Source organism: Lysobacter arenosi (assembly GCF_016613475.2).
In the GTDB taxonomy this organism is placed as follows: Bacteria; Pseudomonadota; Gammaproteobacteria; order Xanthomonadales; family Xanthomonadaceae; genus Lysobacter_J; species Lysobacter_J arenosi.
Genome location: NZ_CP071517.1, coordinates 2,356,492 through 2,379,778, shown reverse-complemented (window position 1 = coordinate 2,379,778; position 23,287 = coordinate 2,356,492). Strand labels below are relative to the sequence as shown.

Below are 23,287 nucleotides of genomic sequence, written 5' to 3'. Positions count from 1 at the left end.
AGTCGCGGGGGCCGCCGGTACGCCGGTGGCTCCCGTTCGCTGTCCGGGGAGTAGTGCCACGCTAGCCGGCGTGGCCAGGGGGACGATTTGAGTCAGGCTGATCTGGGAAAGGCTGGTTTGAGTCAAGGTGTAAAGCACGTTGTGATCCTTGGCGGCGGCTCGGCGGGCTGGTTGACGGCGGCGGTGCTGGCCGCTGACCACCAGGCGTCCAGCGCTGGCGGCCTGAAAGTAACCCTGATCGAATCGCCCGACGTGGCCACGATCGGTGTCGGCGAAGGTACCTGGCCGACCATGCGCGATACCCTGCGCAGGACCGGCGTGACCGAGACCGATTTCATCCGCGAGTGCGATGGCGCCTTCAAGCAGGGCTCCAAGTTCGCCCGCTGGCGCGTCGATCGCGACGACGACTACTACTACCATCCGTTCGTGCTGCCGCAGGGCTACCTGGAGACCAATGTGGTCGCCGGGTGGATGAAGCATTCGCAGGTGCCGTTCGGCAAGCTGGTCAGCTTCCAGCCGCACCTGTGCGAGGCCGGCAAGGCACCCAAGCAGTTCTCCACGCCCGAGTGGGCGGCCGTGGCCAACTACGCCTACCACCTCGACGCCGGCAAGCTCGGTGTGTTCATGCGCAAGCACTGCGTCGAGCGGCTCGGCGTTCGCCACGTCAGCGACCACATGACCGGGGTCAACGCCCACGACAACGGCGATATCGCCTCGCTGCAGACGCGCGATCACGGCGCCATCGAGGGCGACCTGTTCATCGACTGCACGGGCATGCGCGCGCTGCTGATCGGCCAGCATTACGGCATCGAGATCCAGTCGCAGAAGCACGTGCTGTTCAACGACCGCGCGATCGCCCTGCAGGTGCCGTATGCGGACCCGCGCCAGGAGATCGCCTGCCAGACCATCTCGACCGCGCAGAGCAGCGGCTGGGTCTGGGACATCGGCCTGCAGACGCGGCGCGGCGTCGGCCATGTGTACTCGAGCACGCACACGACGGACGAGGCGGCTGCCGACGAACTGCTGAAGTACGTCAAGGCCACCGGCGGGCGCGAGCAGGACATCTACACGCTGCCGAAGATCACCATCCGCCCCGGCTACCGGCCCAAGTCGTGGCACCGCAACTGCGTCGCGATCGGCCTGTCGAGCGGGTTCATGGAACCGCTGGAAGCGTCCTCGCTGGTGCTGGTGGAACTGGCGGCCGGCATGCTCAGCGACCAGCTGCCGGCCACGCGCAGCGACATGGACATCGTCGCCGCGCGCTACAACGACTCGTTCCAGTACCGCTGGGAACGGGTGGTCGATTTCCTCAAGCTGCATTACGTGCTGACCGGGCGCACCGACAGCGACTACTGGCGCGACAACTGCCGGCCCGAGTCGATCCCCGATCGCCTCAAGCAACTGCTGCAGCTGTGGCGTCACCAGCCACCGTCGCGCCATGACCTGTACAGGATCGAGGAGGTGTTCCCCTCGGCCAGCTACCAGTACATCCTCTACGGCATGGGCTTCCATCCCGAGCAGCGACCGACCACCCGGCGCATGGACGATCCCGCGCAGGCCGAGGGCTACTTCCGCGAAGCGGCCGAGCTGACCCGCAAGATGCTGGCCGCGCTGCCCGGACATCGCGAAATGCTCGACCACGTGATGACGCGGGGGATGTCGAAGATCTAGTTGCCAGTCGCGGCAAAGGGCCGCGGTGGCGGCATAGGATACGAACTCACGCGTTTGCCAGGACACACCAGGGCCATGCCGAACCACGTACTGCTCAACAACATCGACCACAAGGCGCTGCGCGTCGACACCGGCCACGACGCCGCGCTGGGCGACGATGTCATGTTCACGGTGACCTTCCCGGCGGAGTTCCGCAGCGTCCAGGCGCATTACCCGATCGTGTTCCACAAGGACGCCCAGGGTGAACTGCAGCCGGTGGCGATGTTCGGCTTCTACCAGGGCAAGGACAGGCAGGGCAGCAACCTCTTCCTCGATGAAGGACGCTGGGACGCGACCTACGTACCGCTGGCAATCGAGCGGCAGCCGTTCCTCATCGGTCGCGACGGCGAGCAGCTGATGGTGCACATCGACCTCGACCATCCGCGCGTGCGCAGCGACCGCGGCGAGATGCTGTTCCGCGACCAGGGCGGCACCACCGATTACCTCGACCGCATCACCTCGGTGCTGATGACGCTGCACGATGGCCTGGAGGGCACTCCGGCCTTCATGGCGGCGATGCTGCGCCACGACCTGATCGAGTCGTTCACCCTCGATGTCGAACTCGACGACGGTTCGCTCAATCGCCTGGTCGGCTTCTACACGATCAACGAGGAGCGGCTGCGCGCGCTCGATGCCGCCGCGCTGGACGAGCTGCACCGTGCTGGTCATCTGGAGCCGGTGTACATGGTGGTCGCGTCGGTCTCGCGCTTCCGCGACCTCATCGCGCGGATGAACCGCCGCCATGCTGCCGGGCACTAGCCCCATCGGCGAGCTCGCGGACGTCGATCCGCGTGCAATCCCGTCCGACCTGCTGCAATCGGGCAAGCCGGTGGTGCTGCGCGGTCTGGTGGCGAACTGGCCGATGGTGCAGGCAAGCCGCGGCCCGGCAGAAGCGTCGGTGGCCTACCTGCGCGGTTTTGAGCGCGCCGATGCGCCGCCGGTGGTCGCCACCGTCGGGCCGCCGGAGATCGGCGGGCGCTTCTTCTACAACGACGATCTGAGCGGCTTCAATTTCCGCCAGGAGCACGTGCCGCTCGGCGTCGCCTTGAAGACGCTGCTGAAGTACGCGCAGCAGGATACGTCCCCGGCGATCTACATCGGCTCGACCACGATCGACACCTGGCTGCCGGGCTTCCGCGAACGCAACGACCTGACGATCCCGGGCGCCGAGCCGCTGGCCAGCATCTGGATCGGCAACCGCACCCGCATCGCCGCGCACCAGGACGTGCCGGACAACCTGGCCTGCGTGGTTGCCGGCCGGCGCCGGGTGACGCTGTTCCCGCCCGACCAGCTGCGCAACCTCTACATCGGTCCGCTCGACCACACGCCGGCCGGCCAGCCGATCAGCCTGGTCGATTTCGCCGCGCCGGATTACGAGCGCTTCCCGCGCTTCCGCGAGGCGCAGGCGCATGCGCTGACGGCGGTGCTCGAACCCGGCGACGCGGTGCTGATCCCGAGCCTGTGGTGGCACCACATGGAGGCGCTGGAAGACTTCAACGTGCTGGTCAACTACTGGTGGCGGCAGACGCCGGCGTGGATGGACACGCCGATGAACGCGCTGATGCTGGCGATCATGACCGTGCGCGACCTGCCGCCGGAGCAGCGCGCCAACTGGGAAGACGTGTTCCGCCACTACGTGTTCCAGCCCGGCGAGGCGACCGCCGACCACATCCCCGAGGGGGCGCGCCGCGTGCTCTCGCCCCTCGATGAAACCCAGGCGCGCAGCTTGCGCGCGCGCCTGCTGCAACGACTCAACCGCTGAGGCATACCGTATGACGACCGACCGCCCCGACCTCCGAAACAAGCCGATCCGCCGCGTGGTCATCGCCGGTGGTGGCACCGCCGGCTGGATGGCGGCCGCGGCGCTCTCGAAGACGCTGGGCAAGGTGCTCGACATCACCCTGATCGAGTCCGAGGAGATCGGCACGGTCGGCGTCGGCGAAGCCACCATCCCGACCCTGGTGACGTTCCACCGCCTGCTCGACATCAAGGAGCAGGAGTACATGTCGGCGGTGAAGGGCACGATCAAGCTCGGCATCTCGTTCGAGAACTGGCTCGACGAAGGCCACCGCTACATCCACTCCTTCGGCATCAGCGGCAAGGACCACTGGTCCGCCGGCTTCCAGCACTTCTGGATGCGCGGCCAGAAGCTCGGCATCGCCAGCGGTTACGAGGACTACTGCGTCGAGCTCAAGGCCGCGCTCGAGGACAAGTTCGCGCACCTGCCGCGCGGCGGCATCAACTACGCCTACCACATGGATGCGAGCCTGTATGCGCGCTTCCTGCGCAAGCTCAGCCAGGACCATGGCGCGCGCCGCATCGAAGGCAAGATCGTCGAAGTCGAGACCGACGAGGCCTCGGGCTTCATAACCGCGCTCAAGCTTGCTGACGGTTCGACCGTCGAGGGCGATCTGTTCATCGACTGCACCGGCTTCCGTGCGCTGCTGATCGGCAAGGCGCTCGGCGTCGGCTTCGAGGACTGGTCGCACTGGTTGTTCAACGACAGCGCCCTGGCCACGCAGACGCTGGCCGTGCGCGACGCGGTGCCCTATACGCGCGCCATCGCCGGCAAGTCCGGCTGGCAATGGCGCATCCCGCTGCAGCACCGCGTCGGCAACGGCATCGTCTACTCCAGCAAGCACATGAGCGACGACGAGGCCAAGCACGAGTTCCTGTCGAGCGTGGAAGGCGAGATCATCAAGGACCCGTGGCCGATCCGCTTCAAGCCGGGCCAGCGCAAGAAAAGCTGGGAGAAGAACTGCATCGCGCTCGGCCTGGCCGGCAGCTTCATCGAGCCGCTGGAATCGACCACGATCCACCTGATCCAGCGCGGCATCGTTCACCTGCTGCGGATGTTCCCGCAGGTGGTCACCCAGCCCGACATCGACCAGTACAACGCCACGCTCGATTCCGAGCTGCAGCATGTGCGCGACTTCGTCGTGATGCACTACCACCTGACCAACCGTCGCGACTCGCAGTACTGGCGCGACATCCAGGCGATGGAGATCCCGGCGACGCTGAAGCATCGCATCGACCTGTTCCGCGAGACCGGCAAGGTGTTCCGCCAGGCCGAGGAGCTGTTCGCCGAGAACTCGTGGATCCAGGTGATGATGGGGCAGGGCGTCATGCCCAGGCAGTACCACCCGACCGCCGACGTGATGAGCGAGCCGGACCTGAAGCGGTTCCTCGACGACATCCGTCGCAATGTCGACAGCACCGTCAGGGCGCTGCCGCAGCATCAGGCCTACATCGACCAGTACTGCCCGGGCCCGCGCGAGCCGGCGCCGGTCGGCGCGACCTGAGTCGGCGCGGATGCGCTCGCCGGAGAACGTCGGCGGCATCTGCCGCCGGGTCGGGCTGGGAGCGGGCCGCGTTGCGGCCAGTGCGCTCGTGGCCAGCTGCCTGCTGGCGGCGCTGCCCGCCCATGCCGGCGGATTCCTTCGCGCGCAGGGCAGGCACATCGTCGACGAGCAGGGCAACGTGGTGCTGCTGCGCGGCATCGGCCTGGGCGGCTGGATGCTGCAGGAAGGCTACATGCTGGAAGTGCAGGGCAATGGCACCCAGCGTTCGATCCGCGCCCGCATCAGCGAACTGATCGGCCCTGAGAAGGCCGAAGCGTTCTACCAGGCGTGGCGCGACAACCATGTCACCAAGGCCGACATCGACGCGCTGGCGGCATGGGGTTTCAACTCCGTGCGGCTGCCGATGCATTACGAGCTCTACACGCCGCCGGTGTCGGACGAGCCCGTGCGCGGCCAGCAGACCTGGCGCGAGGAAGGTTTCCGCCGCACCGACGAGCTGCTGTCGTGGGTGAAGGCCAACGGCATGTACCTGGTGCTCGACTTGCACGCGGCGCCGGGCGGGCAGGGCAACGACCTCAACATTTCCGACCGCGACCCGGCGACGCCGTCGCTGTGGGATGACGAGGCCAACCGCGACAAGATGGTCGCGTTGTGGCGAAAGCTGGCAGATCGCTACAAGGACGAGCCGGCGATCGCCGCCTACGACATCATCAACGAGCCCAACTGGGGCTTCGCCGATGCCGGCGACAAGCACGGCTGCAGCGAGAACGGCAACGCGCCCCTGCGCGACCTGCTGGTGCGCACCACGCAGGCCATCCGAGAAGTCGACCGCCGCCACATCGTCGTGATCGAGGGCAACTGCTGGGGCAACAACTACCGCGGCGTGCTCGACCAGGGGCTTTGGGACGACAACCTGGTGGTCAGCTTCCACAAGTACTGGAACGGCACCCGTCGCGACACCCTCGAGGACCCGCTGGCGCTGCGCGAACGCTGGAACCTGCCGTTGTGGCTGGGCGAGACCGGTGAGAACTCCAACGACTGGTTCACCCGCACCGTGGCGACGGTCGAGGCCGAGGGCATCGGCTGGGCGATCTGGCCGCTGAAGAAGATCCGCTACAACAATCCGCTGCAGATCCAGCCTAATCCCGGTTACGCCAAGGTGCTGGCGTACTGGCGCGGCGAAAGTGCCAGGCCGGCACCGGCCGAGGCGGAAGCGGCGCTGATGACGCTGGCCACGCACGACATCCGCTACGAGAACAACACCTTCCACCCCGACGTCGTCGACGCCCTGCTGCGCGCGCCGGGCGACGACCGCAGCGTGCCGTTCAAGGACCATCGCATCGGCGCAGGCGGCGGCACAGGCATGGACACGATAGCGGCCGTCGACTTCGACATGGGCCGCAATGGCGTCGCCTACCACGACCTCACGTCCGCGAACGAAAGCGGCAAGCCCGACACCGGCTGGAATCCTTCGAAGACCTACCGCAACGACGGCGTCGACCTGGCTGACGGCGCGGACGGCCTGCACGTCGCCGACATGCAGCCGGGCGAGTGGTTGAAGTACACCTTCACGGCCGCCAATGCGGGCCGCTATGGATTGCAACTGCAGGGCAGCCGCGGCGATGCCCGCGTCACCCTCAACGGTGTCGTGGTCGGGAAGGCCACGACCGGACGACCGCGCGAGGTGGCGCTGCTCGAAGGGCGTAACACGCTGGTCATCGAGGCCATAAGCGCCGGCACCGACCTGCAGTCCGTCCAGTTCACGCCGCCGACCGCGGCATCGGAGCGCAGATGAACAACGCCGCGGGTCGCTTCCGTGATAGCGGAAGCGCTCGACATTTCGCAAGACGGGCAGGGACGCGCGTGCTGGTCAGCGACGTCGGCGGCACCAACGCGCGCTTCGGCCTGGCCGAGGCCGGCAGTCGCGGCGTGCTGGTCGCGGGCAGTGTCCGCGAGTTCCCGGTGGCCGGGTTTGCTTCGCTGAGCGAAGCGGCCGGCAGTTACCTGCAGATGCAGGGCGAGCATGTCGACCTGGCGGTCTTCGCCGTGGCGGGGCGCATCGTCGACGACGAAGTCCGCATCACCAACCACCCGTGGGTGATCTCGCGCGAGCAGACCGAGCGCGCGCTGGGCATCAGCCATGTAGCACTGATCAACGATTTCGCCGCGCAGGCGATGGCGATCACCTGCCTGCAGCGCGATGACGTCGTTGCGATCGGGCCGCAGGCCTGGCGCCCGTTCGATGCGCGCGTGCCGCGCACCTATGCCGTGATCGGTCCGGGCACCGGACTGGGCGTGGGCGGACTGCTGGTTCGCAACGGCAGGTGCTACCCATTGGAGACCGAAGGCGGTCACGCCGGATTCGCGCCGGTGACGGTGGCGGACCTGCGCCTGCTGGAATGCCTCATCGGCCGGTTCGGTCGCGTCTCGTGCGAGCGCCTGGTATCCGGGCCAGGCCTGGTGAACCTGTACAGCGCCGTGTGCGAGATTCATGGGCAAACGCAGGAGACGACGGAGCCATCGGCGATCACGGCCAGGGCAGCGGCCGGCGACGCGAACTGCCAGCGGGCCATCGAAGTGTTCTGCGCCGCGTTCGGCTCGATGGCCGGCGACCTCGTGCTCACGCACGGCGCATGGGATGGCGTATTCCTCGCGGGCGGTCTGGTGCCGAAGCTGCTGCCCGCGCTGCAGGCGTCGTCGTTCCGCGAAAGGTTCGAAAGCAAGGGCCGCTTCTCCTCGGCGCTGGCCGAAGTGCCTTCGCTGGCCATCGTGCATCCCAGCTCCGGGTTGCTGGGTGCGGCGGCGCACGCGGCGGAGTTGCTGCACGCGTCCAATGCTTGAGCGTCGGTGACGCCCGGTTTTGCCGGCATGCCGGTCAAAGTGTGACCGGGTTGGCAGCCCGACTTGAGCCTGCTCACTCGATTGCCTAGTCTTCGGCAAGGGGCGTCGACCGTGCCGGTCGGCGGAAGCAAATGGGGACAGCCAATGGATCTGGGAACGGGAGGCTACGCGCCGCTTGCGCGTGCTGTTGCCGTGGGACTTTTCACGATGGTCCTTGCCTCGTGCGGTGGCGGCGGTGGTGGCGGCAACGTTCGCAGCGACCCTCCGCCCGCAACAGGGGGCGGCACGCCACCGTCACCTCCGAGCCCGCCTCCGCCGGCGCCACCGGAACCCCCGCCGCCGGTACCGCCCGCACCTCCGGAGCCGCCGCCGCCGCCGCCACCGCCGCCGCCTCCGCCGCCACCGCCGCCGCCTCCGCCGCCCATCGAGCGTGCCGCGCCGGTGGCCAACCCGGCGATCGACGCGCACGTGTCGGGCATCGGCGCAACGGGTCTGACGTATTCCGGTGAGCGCGCGACCATCGGCATCCTCGATACGGGAGTCGACACGCGGAAACTCACGCAGACCGGCATGGTTTTCGGCTCCCACACCACGGTCGATTCGTCGAGCAAGGACATGTCCGTGCCCGACAAGTCCGGTCATGGCACGCAGGTCGCGCGGATCATGCTGGGCTTCAGTGCAGGCTTTGCAGGCGGCCATCCGGGCGGCGTTGCGCAGAGGTCGAAACTGGTGTCGGTGCGCTATCTCGGCGACGACTACCCGGCAGAGCAATACGTCGCCCCCGGCTCACGTTTCGGCATCGCCATGGACGTGTTCAACACGAACGACGTGGACGTGGTGAACGTGTCCACCGATTCGTTGCGCTGGGAGAACGAGGCGGGACGCGCCGCGCTGTATTCCGGATTCGCCAGTTTGAGCGCGACCGATGCAATGGTGGTGGTCGCTGCAGGCGACGCGGTTGGCCGCGAACCATCGCAGCTGGCGCAACTGCCCTGGTCGGGCGATGACCCCTCGCGCCTTCGCGACCGCTGGCTGGTGGCCGGCGCCGTCTCCAGCGAAGTGACATCGCTGATTTCGGCGTACTCCAATGCCTGCGGGGTGGCCAAGGACGTCTGCCTGATGGCGCCGGGCGACGTGAAGACCGTGGATCCCAACGCTACAGGTCTCGTCGACGGCCACAGCACCGGCTTCGCGGCGGCGCAGGTGTCCGCCGCGGTCGCACTGGTTCGCGACCGCTACACCTACATGGATGCGAAGACCGTGCAGCAGGTGCTGCTGGGCACCGCCACCGACCTGGGCGCTGCGGGCGTCGACGACGTCTATGGCCACGGCCTCCTGAACGTCGCCAAGGCCCTCAACGGCCCCGAGCGGCTGGGCTCGCAGGACATGGTGATCGACCTGAGCCGCATGACCAGCGGTGGCTGGGCCGGCAACTGGACCAACGACATCAGCGGCACGGGCGGCCTGACCATCAATGGTGACGGCCACGGGGCACTGATGTGGCTGCAAGGCAACAACACCTATACCGGTGCGACGACCATCGGCAACGATTTCACCCTGGGTGTGTTCGGCTACCAGGCAGGGGACTTCGTTGTGCGGAGCAACGCCTTCCTGACCGCCGCCAACGGTTCGCATTTCGGCGGCGACATCCGCGTCGAAGGCGGCTCCCTGCTCCTGGGGTCTGACCCGAGCTGGTCGGCGGCGGCCAACAAGACCACGCTCCAGATCGATGGCGACGTCGTCAACCAGTCGGCAATGTGGATGCCATCGAAGAGCGACCTCTCGGTCACCATCGGCGGCAACTACACGCAGTCGGCAGGCGCTTCGAGCAAGATGTACCTGGGTGCCAAGCCAGTTCATGTCGGAGGCGTCGCCAGTCTGGCCGGCGAACTGGTCATCGTTGGCGCGGTCAACGGATACATATTCAACACGCGTGCCGACGTGCTCGACGCCTCGCAGGTGGTCGGGCAGTTCGATACGGTGACTTGGACCGGTCCGTCGTACCTGGTCAGCGTGACCCCGCATTACGAACCTGGTCAGGTATGGCTTGAGCTGGCGCGCAACAGTGTCACCGCCACGGCCATGAGCATGGGACTGTCTGCGGAAGCGATTGCCGGTGCGCAGCTGGTGGAGGAGGCGTTCACCGATCTGGACCAGTCCCCGGATCTGGCCGATGCCAGCTTCGTTGCCGGCGCCGCGGCACTGCAGGCAACCGCCTCGGCCGAGCAGCTTGATCGTTCGCTGCGCAGCCTGTCCGGCGAGCTTCATCGCATGGATACGACCTTCACGCTGATGTCCGCCGACGACGCGCGCCGCGCACTCGAGTCGCGCGTGGACGGCAGGCGCGACGCGGCATCGCCGCGGGCCTGGACCGACACATTCGACCAGCAGCGCGGAGGAACCTCGTTCGACGTCCGGTCCAGCGGCTGGATCATCGGCACGGACCTGTTGCGCACGGCAACGACAACGATGGGTGTGTCGATGACATCGACGCAGGCGACCGTGTGGAACGGATTCCGCAACGATCGTGAGCAGAGCCGGCTTGTTGACGGCCAGTGGTACGCCAACCGGGATCTCGGCGCAGGGGCCTACCTGCTGGGCAGCGTCGGATTCGGTCACGGCCAGCGCTGGCTGCGCCGCGAGATCGACCTGGGCGGCGAGCGCCATCAGCTGTCTTCCGCGAACGAGCAGCAATACGGAACGTTGACCCTGCAGGCCGGCAAACACCTGGCGTGGGCACATTCGCGACTGGTGCCATATGTCGGTGTGCAGGCCCTGCACTTGCAGCGCGACGGGTTCCAGGAGGATGGCGCTGCAGGCTTCGGCCTGACTGCGGCGGACTCCGAAACCACCGCCGCGCTGGGTGTGGCCGGCGCCCGCTGGAGTCACGCGCTGCGGACCGGTCGTTCGCGCTGGGACCTGCATGGACGAGTCGAATGGCAACACGTGTTCGCGCAATCGGGCGGCATGCGGGCACGCTTCACCGGAATCGATTCCTGGACGCCACTGGCGGATCGTGGCCTCGCCGAAGATGCAGGCTTGCTCGAGTTCGGGCTGCAGCGCGGGTTCGGATCGGACGCGCAGATGCGCGTCAGTCTGGGGGCGCGCGAGTCTTCACAGGAGCGCTGGGGCACGGCCATGGTGGAATGGAGCATGGGGCTGTAGAAGCCCCTGCTCTCAGTCGCCGAGCAGGAAGCCGGTGACTGCCCAGTCCGTCATCAAGCCTGGAAAAGCAGCGGTCAGCGCGAAGCGGCGACGACCGCGAACCTAGCGATGCGTATCGGCGTCGTCTTCGGCGACCAGCGTTCCGCCCAGGCCAACACCCATGCCCATGCCGGCGCCCATGCCGGCGCCGCCGCCCATGCCCTTGTTGCCGCCACGGCCGTCCTCCTTGCCGCCTGCATCCGCCTTGCCCTTGGCAGCGGAAGACGACGGGCGCGCCGGTCCCTGGCGTGGAATTTCCAGGCCACGCGGCACCGGTTCCAGGTCGAGCACGCCACGGATGAAGTCGCGCAGCGACACCACCAGCTCGCCGGTATGGATCGGACGGCCGGCGACCAGCTCGCCGGCGGCGCGCGCGGCCAGCCGCACCTGTTCCTCGGTGCCGAGCAGGATGATGTCGGACAGCGCGGCTTCGACCGCATCACGCACGCGGCGCGAGCGGTCGCTACCGGTGGCCAGTACCGTTTCACCTGCGGCTTCGCCTTGCTCGGCGCGCCGCGCTTCGCGCAGCCGCAGCTCGCGCAGGTGGGTCGGATCCACCGCGAGATCGCCGGTGAAGGAACCGCCCAGCGTCTTGTAGGCCGCGATCAAGGTACGCAGCCGCTCGTTGATCTGCCGGTTCTCGCGCTCACGGCGCTGCTGCACCACCTGCATTACCAGGAGGCGGATGCCGACGCCGATCAGCGTGATCACCGCCAGCCCGACCAGTGTCGACAGCACGGTCTGCCAGGAACTGAAATCCAGATTGCGCATGCAGCGGCTCCCTAGGCGGACGGCGGATCCATTGTAGGCAACACCACCGCGGCGTCCGTGACGGCCGCGTGCGGGCCGGGGCGGCAACGATGGCGATAAGATCGCGATGCCTCAGTCCTGACGGGATGCCGCGCAATGCAACGCAGGGAATTTCTCGGCGCCTTGGCGGCGTCGTCGCTCGCATGGGGCCTGCCCGGCTGCGCCGGTATCGACGGCGCCGCCGGCAAGGCAGGCGCATCCGCGATGACGGTGAGCGGTCCCGTCCCGGCCGCGGACTTGGGCATGACGCTGGCGCATGAGCACCTGTTCGCCGACGTGCGTCCTTACGCGGAGCAGATGGCGAAGCCGATCGCGCCTGACATGGATGAAGTGGTGGAGGTGGTGCTCCCCTACCTCCGCGAGATATACCGCGCGGGCTGCCGCACGCTGGTCGACTGCACCGCCACGACGCTCGGGCGCAATCCGGTTCTGACACGGCGGCTATCGCAAGCCAGCGGGCTGCAGATGCTGACCGTCACCGGCGCCTATGTCGCCGCTGGCGGTCGTTTCGTGCCGCCGTACGTGGTGGCGGAAACGGACAAACAGCTTGCACATCGCTGGAGCGCAGAGTGGCGCGACGGCATTGGCGATACCGGCATTCGCCCGGGCCTGATCAAGCTCGGGATCGAGGGCGATCCGCCCAGTGACATCGAACGCAAGGTGCTTCGCGCCGCGGCAATGACGCATCTCGAATCCGGACTCGTCATTGCCTCGCACACCGGGCCGTGGGCGGATGTCGAGCCAGGCCGCAATGCGAGATGCGCCTTCGCGCAACTCGACCTGTTGCAGGCGGCAGGCGTCGCGCCTTCGGCCTGGATCTGGGTGCATGCGCAAAACGAAGTGCAGGGCAGCCAGCATGTCGAGGCAGCGCGCCGCGGTGCCTGGGTGTCGTTCGATGGCTTCCGGCCGGGACAGGAGGTGGCCTATCTGGCGATGATCGCTCGCATGCGCGACGAAGGCCTGCTCGACCACGTGCTCGTGTCCCAGGACGCAGGCTGGTACAACGCCGGCCAGCCGCGAGGCGGCGAGTTCAAACCCTATCTGCCACTTTTCACTGCGCTCGTCCCGGCGCTGCGCGAGGGCGGTTTCGACGAGGCGCAGATCGGCACGATCCTGGTCGACAACCCGGCGCGTGCGTTTGCGCTCCGGAAAGTAGTGAGCTGACAGGATCGCCTGGCGCCCGGAACCGAGGGCCTGATGGCCGCCCCCGCCGCCGCGGCCGCCAGCCGGCCCATCGGGGCGCCCCCCCAGCGCCCTGGTGACCGTCGTAAGTGCCTGTCGCCAAAGGCATTCCGCATTGCAGCAAGCCATTTGGCGAAACGCTGGGTAGAGTTCCACCATCCGTCCCGGGACCCCCTCTTACCTATGACTCGGCTGGCCAGCATCACCAGTGATGTTTTTTTATGCGTCCAGAGTGGTAGCGCTAACTTTTTTTCTGGAAGGTCTGCATGAGCCTCTTCGTCGGTCTCGACGTTGGTACCCAGAGCGTCAAGCTGATTGCCTACGATCCGCAGGCACGCAAAGTCGTGGCCACGCACGGCCAGGTGCTGGAACTGATCGCCGGCGATGACGGCAGTCGCGAGCAGCACGCGCGGTGGTGGATCGACGCAATCCGCGCCTGCTTCGCGCGCATGGAGCCCGCGCAACGCGCACGCGTCAGCGCGATCGGTGTCTCCGGGCAGCAGCACGGTTTCGTGCCGGTCGATGCCGCCGGCGACGTGCTCGCGCCGGCCAAGCTGTGGTGCGACACCAGCACCACGGTCGAGTGCGACGAGATCATGGCCGCGGCCGGTGGCGCCAAGGGCTGCATCGCGCTGGCGGGCAATCCGATCCTCGCCGGCTACACCGCATCCAAGCTGCCGTGGACGCGCAAGCACCGGCCCGAGGTCTACTCGCGCCTGGCGGCGATCATGCTGCCGCACGACTACGTCAACTTCTGGCTGACCGGCGAACGCTGGATGGAGTATGGGGACGCCTCCGGCACCGGCTGGCTCGACGTGCGCACGCGCCGCTGGTCGTCGCGCATGCTCGCCGCGACCGATGCGCAGCGCGATCTGTCGGCGCTGCTGCCGCCGCTGGTCGAGGCCGATGCCAGCTTCACCATCGCCGCAAACATCGCCGAAGCGCTCGGCCTGCCGCACGGCGTGCGCGTGTCCGCCGGCGGCGGCGACAACATGATGGCCGCCGTAGGAACCGGCAACGTCGCCTCCGGCGTGCTGAGCATGAGCCTGGGCACGTCGGGCACGCTGTTCGCGCATGCAGACCATCCGGTCGTCGACGAGGCTGGCGGCTGGGCCGCGTTCTGCTCGTCCACCGGCGGCTGGCTGCCGCTGATCTGCACTATGAACTGCACCGTCGCCACCGAAAGCGTCGCGCGCATGTTCGGCTTCAGCAGCCGCGACGGCGATGCGGTCATGGCCGACACGGCGCCCGGCGCGGGCGGGCTGGTGATGCTGCCGTTCCTCAACGGTGAGCGCACGCCCGACCTGCCGCATGCACGCGGTTCGCTGCACGGCATGGACTCGACCAACCTCACCCGCGGCAATGTCTACCGCGCGGCGATGGAGGGCGCGACCTACGCCCTTCGCTACGGCTACGACGCGCTGACCGCGGCGGGCCTGCAATTCGACGCCATCCGCCTGACCGGCGGCGGCAGCCAGAGCGCCGCATGGCGACAGATGGTGGCCGACGTGTTCGAGCTGCCGGTCGCCGTGCCGGAACAGAGCGAGGGCGCCGCCTTCGGTGCCGCGCTGCAGGCGCTGTGGTCGCACGGCCGCGCCAACGGCGGCGGCGACGACATCGCCACGATCGCGCGCGAGCACGTCGGTACCGACGCGGCTTCGGTCGCGCGTCCCGACGGCAACGCCGCCTCCGCCTATCGCTCGCATTACCGCCAGTTCCGCCGCCACCTCGATGCGGCCATGCAATCCCACGCCAATTCCAACACCCCCAAGCCCTGACGCCAGCCGGGCTGCGGCCCGCCACCCAAACACACCAGACAGTGACTGCCACCATGACGACTCCCTTCATCGGCGCCCGCGAATACTTCCCCGGCATTGGCCGCATCCCGTTCGAGGGACGCGATTCCGACAACCCGCTGGCGTTCAAGCACTACGACGCCAACAAGCGCATCGGCGACAAGACGATGGCAGAGCACCTGCGTTTCGCGGTGTGCTACTGGCACAGCTTCTGCAACGCCGGCCACGACCCGTTCGGCCCGGGTACCCGCGTCTATCCGTGGGATGCCGCCTCCACGCCGCTGGCTCGTGCCGAGGCCAAGGCTGATGCCTCGTTCGAGTTCTTCACCAAGCTCGGCGTGCCGTACTACTGCTTCCACGACATCGACCTGGCGCCCGACGCCGAGGACATCGGCGAGTACGAGAAGAACGTCAAGCACATGGTCGCCATCGCCAAGGAGCGCCAGCAGGCGACCGGCATGAAGCTGCTGTGGGGCACCGCCAACCTCTTCAGCCACCCGCGCTACATGAACGGTGCCTCGACCAACCCGGACTTCGCCGTGGTTGCGCGCGCTGCCGTGCAGGTCAAGGCCGCCATCGAGGCGACGGTCGAGCTGGGCGGCGAGAACTACGTGTTCTGGGGCGGCCGCGAAGGCTACGCCTCGCTGCACAACACCAACATGAAGCGCGAGCTGGCGCACTTCGGCCGCTTCCTGACGATGGCGCGCGACTACGGCCGCAGCATCGGCTTCAAGGGCAACTACCTCATCGAACCCAAGCCGATGGAGCCGATGAAGCACCAGTACGACTTCGACTCGGCCACGGTCGTCGGCTTCCTGCGCGAGCACGGCCTGGACCAGGACTTCAAACTCAACATCGAAGCCAACCACGCCACGCTGTCGGGCCACACCTTCGAGCATGACCTGCAGGTCGCGTCCGACGCCGGCATGCTCGGCAGCATCGACGCCAACCGCGGCAACGCCCAGAACGGCTGGGACACCGACCAGTTCCCGACCGACCTGTACGACACCGTCGGCGCGATGCTGGTGGTGCTGCGCCAGGGCGGCCTGCAGCCGGGCGGCCTCAACTTCGACGCCAAGGTGCGTCGCGAGTCGACCGATGCCGACGACCTGTTCCTGGCCCACATCGGCGGCATGGACGCGTTCGCGCGCGGCCTGGAAGTGGCGCACGCGCTGCTGACCAAGTCGCCGTGGGAACAGTGGCGCGCCGAGCGTTACGCCAGCTTCGACAAGGGCGCCGGCAACGACTTCGCCGCCGGCAAGCTGGACCTCGCCGCGCTCAGCGCACTTGCGGGCAAGGGCGAGCCTGCGAAGATCAGCGGCAAGCAGGAGCGCTACGAGAACCTGCTCAACCAGTACCTGATGCGCTGAGCGGCACAAGCCTTCCCCCGTTCCGGCAACGGGGGAAGGGAAGACGGGAGGGTCACCGCGCCATGCGCGGTGACAGGGGGCCGGATCAACAATGAGGGGTAGGCCATGAACAGCGCCACGCTCGAAAACGCCACGTCCAACCACGACGCCGAGAACACACGCCTGATCATCCTGGTCAGCTGCGTGGCCACCATCGGTGGCTTCCTGTTCGGCTTCGACAGCGGCGTGATCAACGGCACCGTCGACGGACTGCAGCAGGCATTCGGTTCGAGCAAGGCCGGCCTCGGCTTCGAGGTCGCCTCGATGCTGCTGGGTTGCGCGATCGGCGCGTTCTTCGCCGGGCGCCTGGCCGACCGCTGGGGCCGGCGCTCGGTGCTGATCATCTCGGCGGTGCTGTTCCTGCTGTCGGCCATTGGCGCCGGCGCGGCGGCCACCTCGACGATGTTCGTCATCGCGCGCGTGCTCGGTGGTTTCGCCGTCGGTGCCGCCAGCGTGATGTCACCGGCCTACATCGCCGAAGTCGCATCGGCGCGCTACCGCGGCCGCCTGGCCACGGTGCAGCAGATCGCGATCATCGGTGGACTGTTCTGCGCCTTCCTCAGCAACTACTTGCTGGCCAAGGCCGCCGGCGCTTCCACCGAGGGTCTGTGGCTGGGGCAGGCGGCATGGCGCTGGATGTTCTGGGTGCAGGCGATTCCGTCGCTGCTGTTCCTGGTGTTGCTGCTGACGATTCCGGAAAGCCCGCGCTACCTGGTCGTGAAGAAGCGCCAGGCCGATGCGCTGGCGGTGCTCACCCGCCTGTACGGCGCCGCCCAGGCGCGGACCAAGCTGGCCGAGATCGATGCATCGCTGTCGGCCGACCATCACCGCCCGCAGCTGTCGGACCTGATCAACAAGACCACCGGCAAGATCCGTCCGATCGTCTGGATCGGTATCGGCCTGGCCACGTTCCAGCAGCTGGTCGGCATCAACGTCGTCTTCTACTACGGCGCGGTGCTGTGGCAGGCGGTCGGCTTCTCCGAGAGCGACGCGCTGCTGATCAACGTGCTGTCGGGTGCGCTCAGCATCGGCGCCTGCCTTGTGACGGTGCTATTGATCGACCGCATCGGCCGCAAGCCGCTGCTGTGGGTCGGCTCGGCCGGCATGGCGGTGTCGCTGGCGCTGATGACCTGGGCCTTCACCACCGGCTCGATCGATGCCAACCACAAGCTGGCGCTGTCGGATTCGATGGGCACGCTGGCGCTGGTCGCCGCCAACGTCTACGTGATCTTCTTCAACGCGTCGTGGGGCCCGGTGATGTGGGTCATGCTGGGCGAGATGTTCCCCAACCAGATCCGCGGTTCGGGCCTGGCGGTCGCCGGTGCGGCGCAGTGGACGTCGAACTTCGCCATCACCGTGACCTTCCCGATGCTGCTGGCCAGCATCGGCCTGGCCGGCGCGTACGGCATCTACACGGTCGCTGCGATCATCTCGGTGTTCTTCGTCCTGCGCTACGTCTACGAGACCAAGGGCAAGGAACTGGAACAGATGGAAGGCTGAGCCGGAGGATGCTTCCGGTTCCACCCTTTCCGTTTCGCGTTGCCATGAGGCCCGCCATGCGGGCCTCACTGGCCGGTCGTGTCGCCCGGTTTGGCCGGCGGTGCGACCGAGTCGCGCGACACCAGCTGGTGGGGAAGCACGTGGTCGACGACCACGCGCGTGTTGCGATCCTTGCGGCGGATGTTGCGCAGCAGGATGTCGATCGCCGAATCGGCCATCGAGGCGATGGGCTGGTGGATGGTGGTCAGTTCAGGCCACACCGTGGTCGCGGCCGAGGTGTCGTCGAAGCCAACGACCGACAGGTCGCGCGGCACGTCGAGCCCGCGTCGGTGTGCGACCGAGATGACCGCCGAGGCCATGTCGTCGTTGCTGGCGAAGATCGCGGTCGGTGGCTTGCGCAGCCCGAGCAGCTTTTCGGTGGCGTCCAGACCGGAGCGATAGGTGAAGTAACCCTGCTGCACGAGCGCCGAATCCAGCGTGAGGCCGGCTTCGCTCATCGCGGCCTGGAAACCCTCGTAACGGCGCGCGCTGGCAGTCTGGTTCGGGTTGCCCTTGATGTAGCCGATGCGGGTATGACCGAGCGAGATCAGGTGCGCGGTGATCTCGCGACTGGCGTGGAAGTCGTCGATGCGGACGCTGGAGATTTCCTGGCTGAAGCGACCCGACGCGATCGCTACAACTGCGACGCCGGCATTGACCAGTTCCGACACGATGGCCTTGGACTCGCACAGCGGCGGCGGCAGGATCGCGCCGGCCACGGTCTTGGCCAGTGCGCGCGCGGCATGGCGCTGCTGTTCGGCGTCGAAGTTTTCCCAGGTGTCGATGACCAGCTGCGCGGCGGTCCGCGAGGCACCGTTCAATGCACCCACCAGCAACTCGCGCAGGTAGGCCGCGCTGGGGTTGGTGTAGATCAGCGCGATGCGCGTGTCCTGCGCCGCGGCCAGCGAACTGGCGGCCTGGTTGGGCGTGTAGCCCAGCTCGCGCACCGCCTGGGTGACGCGTTCGCGGGTGGACTCGCGGACCTTGCCGTAGCCGTTGACGACGCGCGACACGGTCATCGGCGAAACGTTGGCGAGCGCCGCCACCTCGTCGATGGTGACTGCACGACCCTTGCGGCGAACCGATTTCTTGGGCTTTTCCAACGTTCCTTCCTTAGCTCTGCTTAGGTCGGCGCAGACGTTCTTATCCACACCAAAGTGACATCGGACAGGGAATGACAACGAAGCACATGGTACCGACAACCGTCCCACGCAGCGACAGCGCCTCCGCGATCTCCGGGGCAAGGCGCCTGCTGCGCCGAGCATTCCGGCACCTGGGCCTGGCCGGGATGGCGATGGTTGCCCTGTTGGCGACGCTGTCGGTCGTGCCGGCCGCACACGCAGAGGACGGTTACGACCTGTGGCTGCGCTACCGGCCATTGCCGGCCGATAGTGCCACGACCTACCGCGCGAACGTCTCGCAGCTGATCTTGCCCGACGCGACGCCGACCCAGGCCGCCACCCGTGCCGAACTGCTGCGCGGCCTGTCCGGGCTGCTTGGCAGCACGCCTTCGGTGTCGACTTCGGTCAGCGCGGACGGCGCCGTCATCGTCGGCACGCCCGCGTCCTCGCCGCTGATCGCCGGTCTTCGCCTGAAGCTGCAGGGCCTTGGCCGAGAGGGCTACCTGATCCGCAGCGTCAGCGTCGGTGGCCACCGCGCCACGGTCATTGCCGCCAATGAAGACGTCGGCGCGCTGTACGGCGCGTTCCACTTCCTGCGCCTGGTCCAGACCGCGCAGCCGCTGGCGGCGCTCGACCTGCGCCAGGCGCCGCATGTGCAGCTGCGCGTGCTCAACCATTGGGACAACCTCGATCGCCACGTCGAACGCGGTTATGCCGGCGAATCGATCTGGGACTGGCACAAGCTGCCCGACTACCTCGACCCGCGCTACACCGATTACGCCCGCGCCAACGCTTCGCTCGGCATCAACGGCACGGTGCTCAACAACGTCAACGCCAATGCGCTGAGCCTGACGCCGATGTACCTGGAGAAGGCGGCGGCGCTGGCCGGCGTGTTCCGGCCTTACGGCATCCGCGTTTACCTCAGTGCGCGCTTCAGCGCGCCGATCGAGGTTGGTGGCCTCAAGACCGCCGACCCGCTCGATCCGCAGGTGCAGCGCTGGTGGCGCGACAAGGCCGACGAGATCTACAAGGTCATTCCCGATTTCGGCGGTTTCCTGGTCAAGGCCAACTCCGAAGGCCAGCCTGGCCCGCAGGACTACGGCCGCACCCACGCTGACGGCGCCAACATGCTTGCCGACGCGGTCAAGCCGCACGGCGGCGTCGTGATGTGGCGCGCGTTCGTCTACTCGCACGAGGAGCCGGACGACCGCGCCAAGCAGGCCTATAGCGAGTTCGTGCCGCTTGATGGCAAGTTCCGCGACAACGTCATCGTCCAGGTCAAGAACGGCGCCATCGACTTCCAGCCGCGCGAGCCGTTCCATCCGCTGTTCGGTGCGATGCCGAAGACGCCGCTGATGATGGAGTTCCAGATCACCAAGGAATACCTGGGCTTCGCCACGCACCTGGCCTACCTGGGACCGATGTACGAGGAGACGCTGGAAGCCGACACCCATCGTCGCGGCAAGGGTTCGACCGTGGCGAAGGTGGTCGACGGCTCCCTGCACAAGTACGCGCTGACCGGCATGGCCGGCGTCGCCAACATCGGTTCGGACCGCAACTGGAGCGGATCGCAGTTCGATCAGGCCAACTGGTATGTCTTCGGCCGCATGGCCTGGGATCCGTCGCTCAAGGCCCGGCCGATCGCCGAGGAATGGACGCGGATGACGTTCTCCAACGACGCCGACGTGGTGAAGCCGATCGTCGAGATGATGATGGGTTCGCGCGAAGCAGTCGTGGACTACATGACGCCGCTCGGCCTGCATCACCTGATGGGCAACGGTCACCACTACGGCCCGGGTCCGTGGGTGTCGGGCGGTCCGCGTGCCGACTGGACCTCGGTCTACTACCACCGCGCCAACCGCGACGGCATCGGCTTCGACCGCAGTGCCAGCGGCAGCAATGCCGTGGCCCAGTACGCGCCGCCGGTGGCGCGTGAATTCGGCGACATCAAGCACGTGCCGGAGAAGTACCTGCTCTGGTTCCACCATGTTCCGTGGGATTACCGCACGCAGTCCGGCCGCACCCTGTGGGACGAGCTCGTCCACCGCTATACGCACGGCGTCGACAGCGTGAAGCAGATGGAGCAGGCCTGGAACGGGCTGGACGGCCGCATCGATGCCGAGCGCCACGCCCAGGTCGCCACGTTCCTCGCCATCCAGCACAAGGAAGCGCAGTGGTGGCGCGACGCCAGCATTGCCTACTTCCAGACGTTCTCGCAGCGACCGTTGCCGGAAGGCCAGGCGCCGCCCGCGCATTCGCTCGAGTACTACGAAGCACTTTCCTTTCCTTTCGCGCCGGGCAACTGAGCCAGCATGACATCCCCTCTGACGACAGCCACCGCATCGAAGTCTTTGCGTCTCCCGCGTGCCGGCATGCTTGCGCTGGCGTTGTTGGCGACGTCAGCCGCTCACGCCGGCGGCAACGCGCACGAGCCGCTGCAGGACCAGCCCGGCGCGACAACGACCGAGCGCAGACCAGCGCCGCTGCTGCACGAGATGTTCCAGGACCACGCGGTCCTGCAGCGCAACGCGCCGATCCGCGTCTGGGGACAGGCGGGGCCGGGGCAGGCGGTGAAGGTGACGCTTGCGCGCAAGCAGGCCAGTGCGCGCGCCGACGAGAACGGTCGCTGGCAAGCGACGCTGCCGCCGATGGCTGCGGGCGGTCCGTACACGCTCAACGTCAGCGCCCAGGGCGGCATGAAACAGACTGTCGACGACGTGATGGTCGGCGAGGTGTGGCTGTGCTCGGGCCAGTCGAACATGGTGCTGCAGGTGCATCGCACGCTGGACTCGCGTGCCGAGATCGCCGGTTCCGCCAATGACTCCATCCGCATGCTCACCGTCGGCGAAACCGGCAGCGTCACGCCGCTGGAGCATTTCGCCACGCAGGTGAAGTGGCTCAAGGCGTCGCCGGAAACGGTGGGTGATTTCTCCGCGGCCTGCTTCTACTACGCGCGCGAACTGCAGAAGACCGTGAAGGTGCCGATGGGTCTGGTCACCGCGGCCTGGGGCGGCTCGCGCATCCAGGCCTGGACCAGCGGCGAGGCGTTGCGCGCCTCGGGCCAGTACGACGACGAGCTCGACGTGCTGGCGTCGTACGCGAAGGATCCCGTCGCCGCGGTAGGGCAGTGGGGCGAGGTCTGGGGCAAGTGGTGGCGCGGTCGCAAGGACTTCAAGGCGGGCGATGAACCGTGGACGGCGGGCTACGCCGCGACCGAGGGCTGGCGCGACGCGCCGCGTGCACTCGGGCCGTGGGAGGAGTGGGGCGAGAAAGACCTGGCTGCGTACGACGGCATGGTCTGGTTCCGCACTTCGGTGAAGCTCACCGAACAGCAGGCCGCACAGGAGGCGGTGTTGCTGCTGGGCTCGATCGATGAAGTCGACATGACCTGGGTCAACGGCCATGGTGTCGGCAGCACGTACGGGCCGGGCTCCGGTCGCGAGTATCCGTTGCCGGCCGGCCTGCTGAAGGCAGGCGACAACTCGGTCACGATCAACGTGCTCGACACCTATCGCGCCGGTGGCATGAGCGGTCCGGCCTCGGCGTATGCGGTCCGCTTCAAGGACGGCACCACGGTGCCGCTCGACGGCGCGTGGAAGTATCGTCCGGCGCCCGGTCATGACTGGCCGCCGCGCGCGCCGTGGCAGACGGCCGCGGGCCTGTCGACGCTCTACAACGGCATGATCGCGCCGATCGGCAAGTACGGCTTCCGCGGCATGCTCTGGTACCAGGGCGAATCGAACACCTTCGAAGCCGATCGCTATGCCGACCTGCTGCGGATGTGGCGCAAGGACTGGCGTTCGCGCTTCGGTGCCGACCTGCCGGCGCTGATCATCCAGCTCGCCGGCTATGGCATGCCGAAGTCGCAGCCGGCCGAAAGCGGCTGGGCGGAGCTGCGCGAGGCGCAGCGCCACGTGGTCGATGAGGATGCCCACAGCGGCCTGGCGGTAACGATCGACATCGGCGACCGCTACGACATCCACCCGCCGAACAAGCAGGAACTCGGACGCCGCCTCGCTCGCGCCGCGCGGCATGTGATCTACCGCGACAAGCAGCCGCCGTCGGGACCGGTGCCTGCGTCGGCGAAGCGCGAAGGCGATGCCGTGGTGGTTTCGTTCGCCGATGTGAGCGATGGCCTGGTCGCCTTCGGCGCCGACGGCCCGATCGGCTTCGAGCTGTGCGGCGCGGCAAAGGACAGCTGCCATTACGCCGATGCCCGCATCAGCGGCAGCAACGTGACGCTGCGCGCCCCTGCGCCGGTGGATGTCACGCGCGTGCGCTATTGCTGGGCCGATGGCCCGGTCTGCACCCTCTTTGACGGCGCCGGCCTGCCCGCCGGTCCGTTCGAAACCCCGATCAAGTAAAAGCATCCA

At 67.6% G+C, this 23,287-nt stretch carries 15 protein-coding genes; 13 read left to right on the top strand and 2 right to left on the bottom strand.

Translation table 11 applies throughout. The features are described from left to right. Nucleotides 1-117: 117 nt before the first annotated feature. The 7 genes from HIV01_RS11135 (at nt 118) to HIV01_RS11105 (ending at nt 11,018) form a co-directional block, all read left to right on the top strand. The gene (locus HIV01_RS11135; protein ID WP_200607110.1) at nt 118-1,671 is read left to right on the top strand and encodes a tryptophan halogenase family protein; all 1,554 of its coding nucleotides are present in this window, start codon (nt 118-120) and stop codon (nt 1,669-1,671) included. A 75-nt stretch (nt 1,672-1,746) separates the two neighbouring features. Further along, the gene (locus HIV01_RS11130) at nt 1,747-2,469 is read left to right on the top strand and encodes a SapC family protein (RefSeq protein ID WP_200607108.1); all 723 of its coding nucleotides are present in this window, start codon (nt 1,747-1,749) and stop codon (nt 2,467-2,469) included. Continuing rightward, on the top strand, nt 2,453-3,472 hold the full coding sequence (locus HIV01_RS11125; protein ID WP_200607106.1) for a cupin-like domain-containing protein: 1,020 nt from the start codon (nt 2,453-2,455) through the stop codon (nt 3,470-3,472). Before HIV01_RS11130 ends, HIV01_RS11125 begins: the two co-directional genes overlap by 17 nt. Nucleotides 3,473-3,482: 10 nt before the next feature. Next, a complete protein-coding gene (locus tag HIV01_RS11120; protein ID WP_200607105.1) occupies nt 3,483-5,012 on the top strand; it encodes a tryptophan halogenase family protein in 1,530 nt (509 codons plus the stop codon). Nucleotides 5,013-5,022: 10 nt separating this feature from the next. Further along, nucleotides 5,023-6,807: a cellulase family glycosylhydrolase gene (locus HIV01_RS11115; RefSeq protein ID WP_200607103.1), complete on the top strand. Its 1,785-nt coding sequence runs from the start codon at nt 5,023-5,025 to the stop codon at nt 6,805-6,807. Next, nucleotides 6,804-7,853 carry a glucokinase gene (glk, locus tag HIV01_RS11110; RefSeq protein WP_200607101.1) on the top strand — a complete coding sequence of 350 codons (1,050 nt, stop codon included), beginning with the start codon at nt 6,804-6,806 and terminating at the stop codon, nt 7,851-7,853. The genes HIV01_RS11115 and glk overlap by 4 nt, the downstream gene beginning before the upstream one ends. A 63-nt stretch (nt 7,854-7,916) precedes the next feature. Continuing rightward, nucleotides 7,917-11,018: an autotransporter domain-containing protein gene (locus HIV01_RS11105; RefSeq protein WP_207526929.1), complete on the top strand. Its 3,102-nt coding sequence runs from the start codon at nt 7,917-7,919 to the stop codon at nt 11,016-11,018. A 102-nt stretch (nt 11,019-11,120) separates the two neighbouring features. Here HIV01_RS11105 and HIV01_RS11100 read toward each other — a convergent pair whose 3' ends face one another. Next, nucleotides 11,121-11,828: a hypothetical protein gene (locus HIV01_RS11100; protein ID WP_200607097.1), complete on the bottom strand. Its 708-nt coding sequence runs from the start codon at nt 11,826-11,828 to the stop codon at nt 11,121-11,123. Between the two features lie 135 nt (nt 11,829-11,963). Here HIV01_RS11100 and HIV01_RS11095 point away from each other — a divergent pair, with 135 nt between their 5' ends. The 4 genes from HIV01_RS11095 (at nt 11,964) to HIV01_RS11080 (ending at nt 17,754) form a co-directional block, all read left to right on the top strand. Next, nucleotides 11,964-13,031, top strand: coding sequence for a phosphotriesterase family protein (locus HIV01_RS11095; RefSeq protein WP_200607095.1), 1,068 nt, complete (start codon nt 11,964-11,966; stop codon nt 13,029-13,031). Between the two features lie 284 nt (nt 13,032-13,315). Beyond that, nucleotides 13,316-14,827: a xylulokinase gene (gene xylB, locus HIV01_RS11090; protein ID WP_200607094.1), complete on the top strand. Its 1,512-nt coding sequence runs from the start codon at nt 13,316-13,318 to the stop codon at nt 14,825-14,827. 53 nt (nt 14,828-14,880) lie between these two features. Then, complete coding sequence (gene xylA, locus HIV01_RS11085) at nt 14,881-16,215, top strand: xylose isomerase (RefSeq protein WP_200607092.1); 1,335 nt, start codon at nt 14,881-14,883, stop codon at nt 16,213-16,215. A 105-nt stretch (nt 16,216-16,320) separates the two neighbouring features. Further along, a complete protein-coding gene (locus HIV01_RS11080) occupies nt 16,321-17,754 on the top strand; it encodes a sugar porter family MFS transporter (protein ID WP_200607090.1) in 1,434 nt (477 codons plus the stop codon). A 65-nt stretch (nt 17,755-17,819) separates the two neighbouring features. Here HIV01_RS11080 and HIV01_RS11075 read toward each other — a convergent pair whose 3' ends face one another. Continuing rightward, nucleotides 17,820-18,896, bottom strand: a complete 1,077-nt coding sequence (locus tag HIV01_RS11075) for a LacI family DNA-binding transcriptional regulator (RefSeq protein ID WP_200607088.1) — start codon at nt 18,894-18,896, stop codon at nt 17,820-17,822. A 185-nt stretch (nt 18,897-19,081) separates the two neighbouring features. Between HIV01_RS11075 and HIV01_RS11070 the strand changes: the two genes are divergently transcribed. Both HIV01_RS11070 and HIV01_RS11065 read left to right on the top strand, forming a co-directional pair. Beyond that, on the top strand, nt 19,082-21,220 hold the full coding sequence (locus HIV01_RS11070) for an alpha-glucuronidase family glycosyl hydrolase (protein WP_200608474.1): 2,139 nt from the start codon (nt 19,082-19,084) through the stop codon (nt 21,218-21,220). Between the two features lie 6 nt (nt 21,221-21,226). Beyond that, the gene (locus HIV01_RS11065; protein WP_245156780.1) at nt 21,227-23,278 is read left to right on the top strand and encodes a sialate O-acetylesterase; all 2,052 of its coding nucleotides are present in this window, start codon (nt 21,227-21,229) and stop codon (nt 23,276-23,278) included. Nucleotides 23,279-23,287 lie beyond the last annotated feature (9 nt).

Coding starts and splice junctions, on each gene's coding strand:
- HIV01_RS11065 (WP_245156780.1), top strand. CDS start 21,227: ATGACATCCCCTCTGACGACAGCCACCGCATCGAAGTCTTTGCGTCTC.
- HIV01_RS11115 (WP_200607103.1), top strand. CDS start 5,023: ATGCGCTCGCCGGAGAACGTCGGCGGCATCTGCCGCCGGGTCGGGCTG.
- xylB (WP_200607094.1), top strand. CDS start 13,316: ATGAGCCTCTTCGTCGGTCTCGACGTTGGTACCCAGAGCGTCAAGCTG.
- HIV01_RS11130 (WP_200607108.1), top strand. CDS start 1,747: ATGCCGAACCACGTACTGCTCAACAACATCGACCACAAGGCGCTGCGC.
- HIV01_RS11125 (WP_200607106.1), top strand. CDS start 2,453: ATGCTGCCGGGCACTAGCCCCATCGGCGAGCTCGCGGACGTCGATCCG.
- HIV01_RS11100 (WP_200607097.1), bottom strand. CDS start 11,828: ATGCGCAATCTGGATTTCAGTTCCTGGCAGACCGTGCTGTCGACACTG.
- HIV01_RS11095 (WP_200607095.1), top strand. CDS start 11,964: ATGCAACGCAGGGAATTTCTCGGCGCCTTGGCGGCGTCGTCGCTCGCA.
- HIV01_RS11120 (WP_200607105.1), top strand. CDS start 3,483: ATGACGACCGACCGCCCCGACCTCCGAAACAAGCCGATCCGCCGCGTG.
- glk (WP_200607101.1), top strand. CDS start 6,804: ATGAACAACGCCGCGGGTCGCTTCCGTGATAGCGGAAGCGCTCGACAT.
- HIV01_RS11070 (WP_200608474.1), top strand. CDS start 19,082: ATGGCGATGGTTGCCCTGTTGGCGACGCTGTCGGTCGTGCCGGCCGCA.
- xylA (WP_200607092.1), top strand. CDS start 14,881: ATGACGACTCCCTTCATCGGCGCCCGCGAATACTTCCCCGGCATTGGC.
- HIV01_RS11080 (WP_200607090.1), top strand. CDS start 16,321: ATGAACAGCGCCACGCTCGAAAACGCCACGTCCAACCACGACGCCGAG.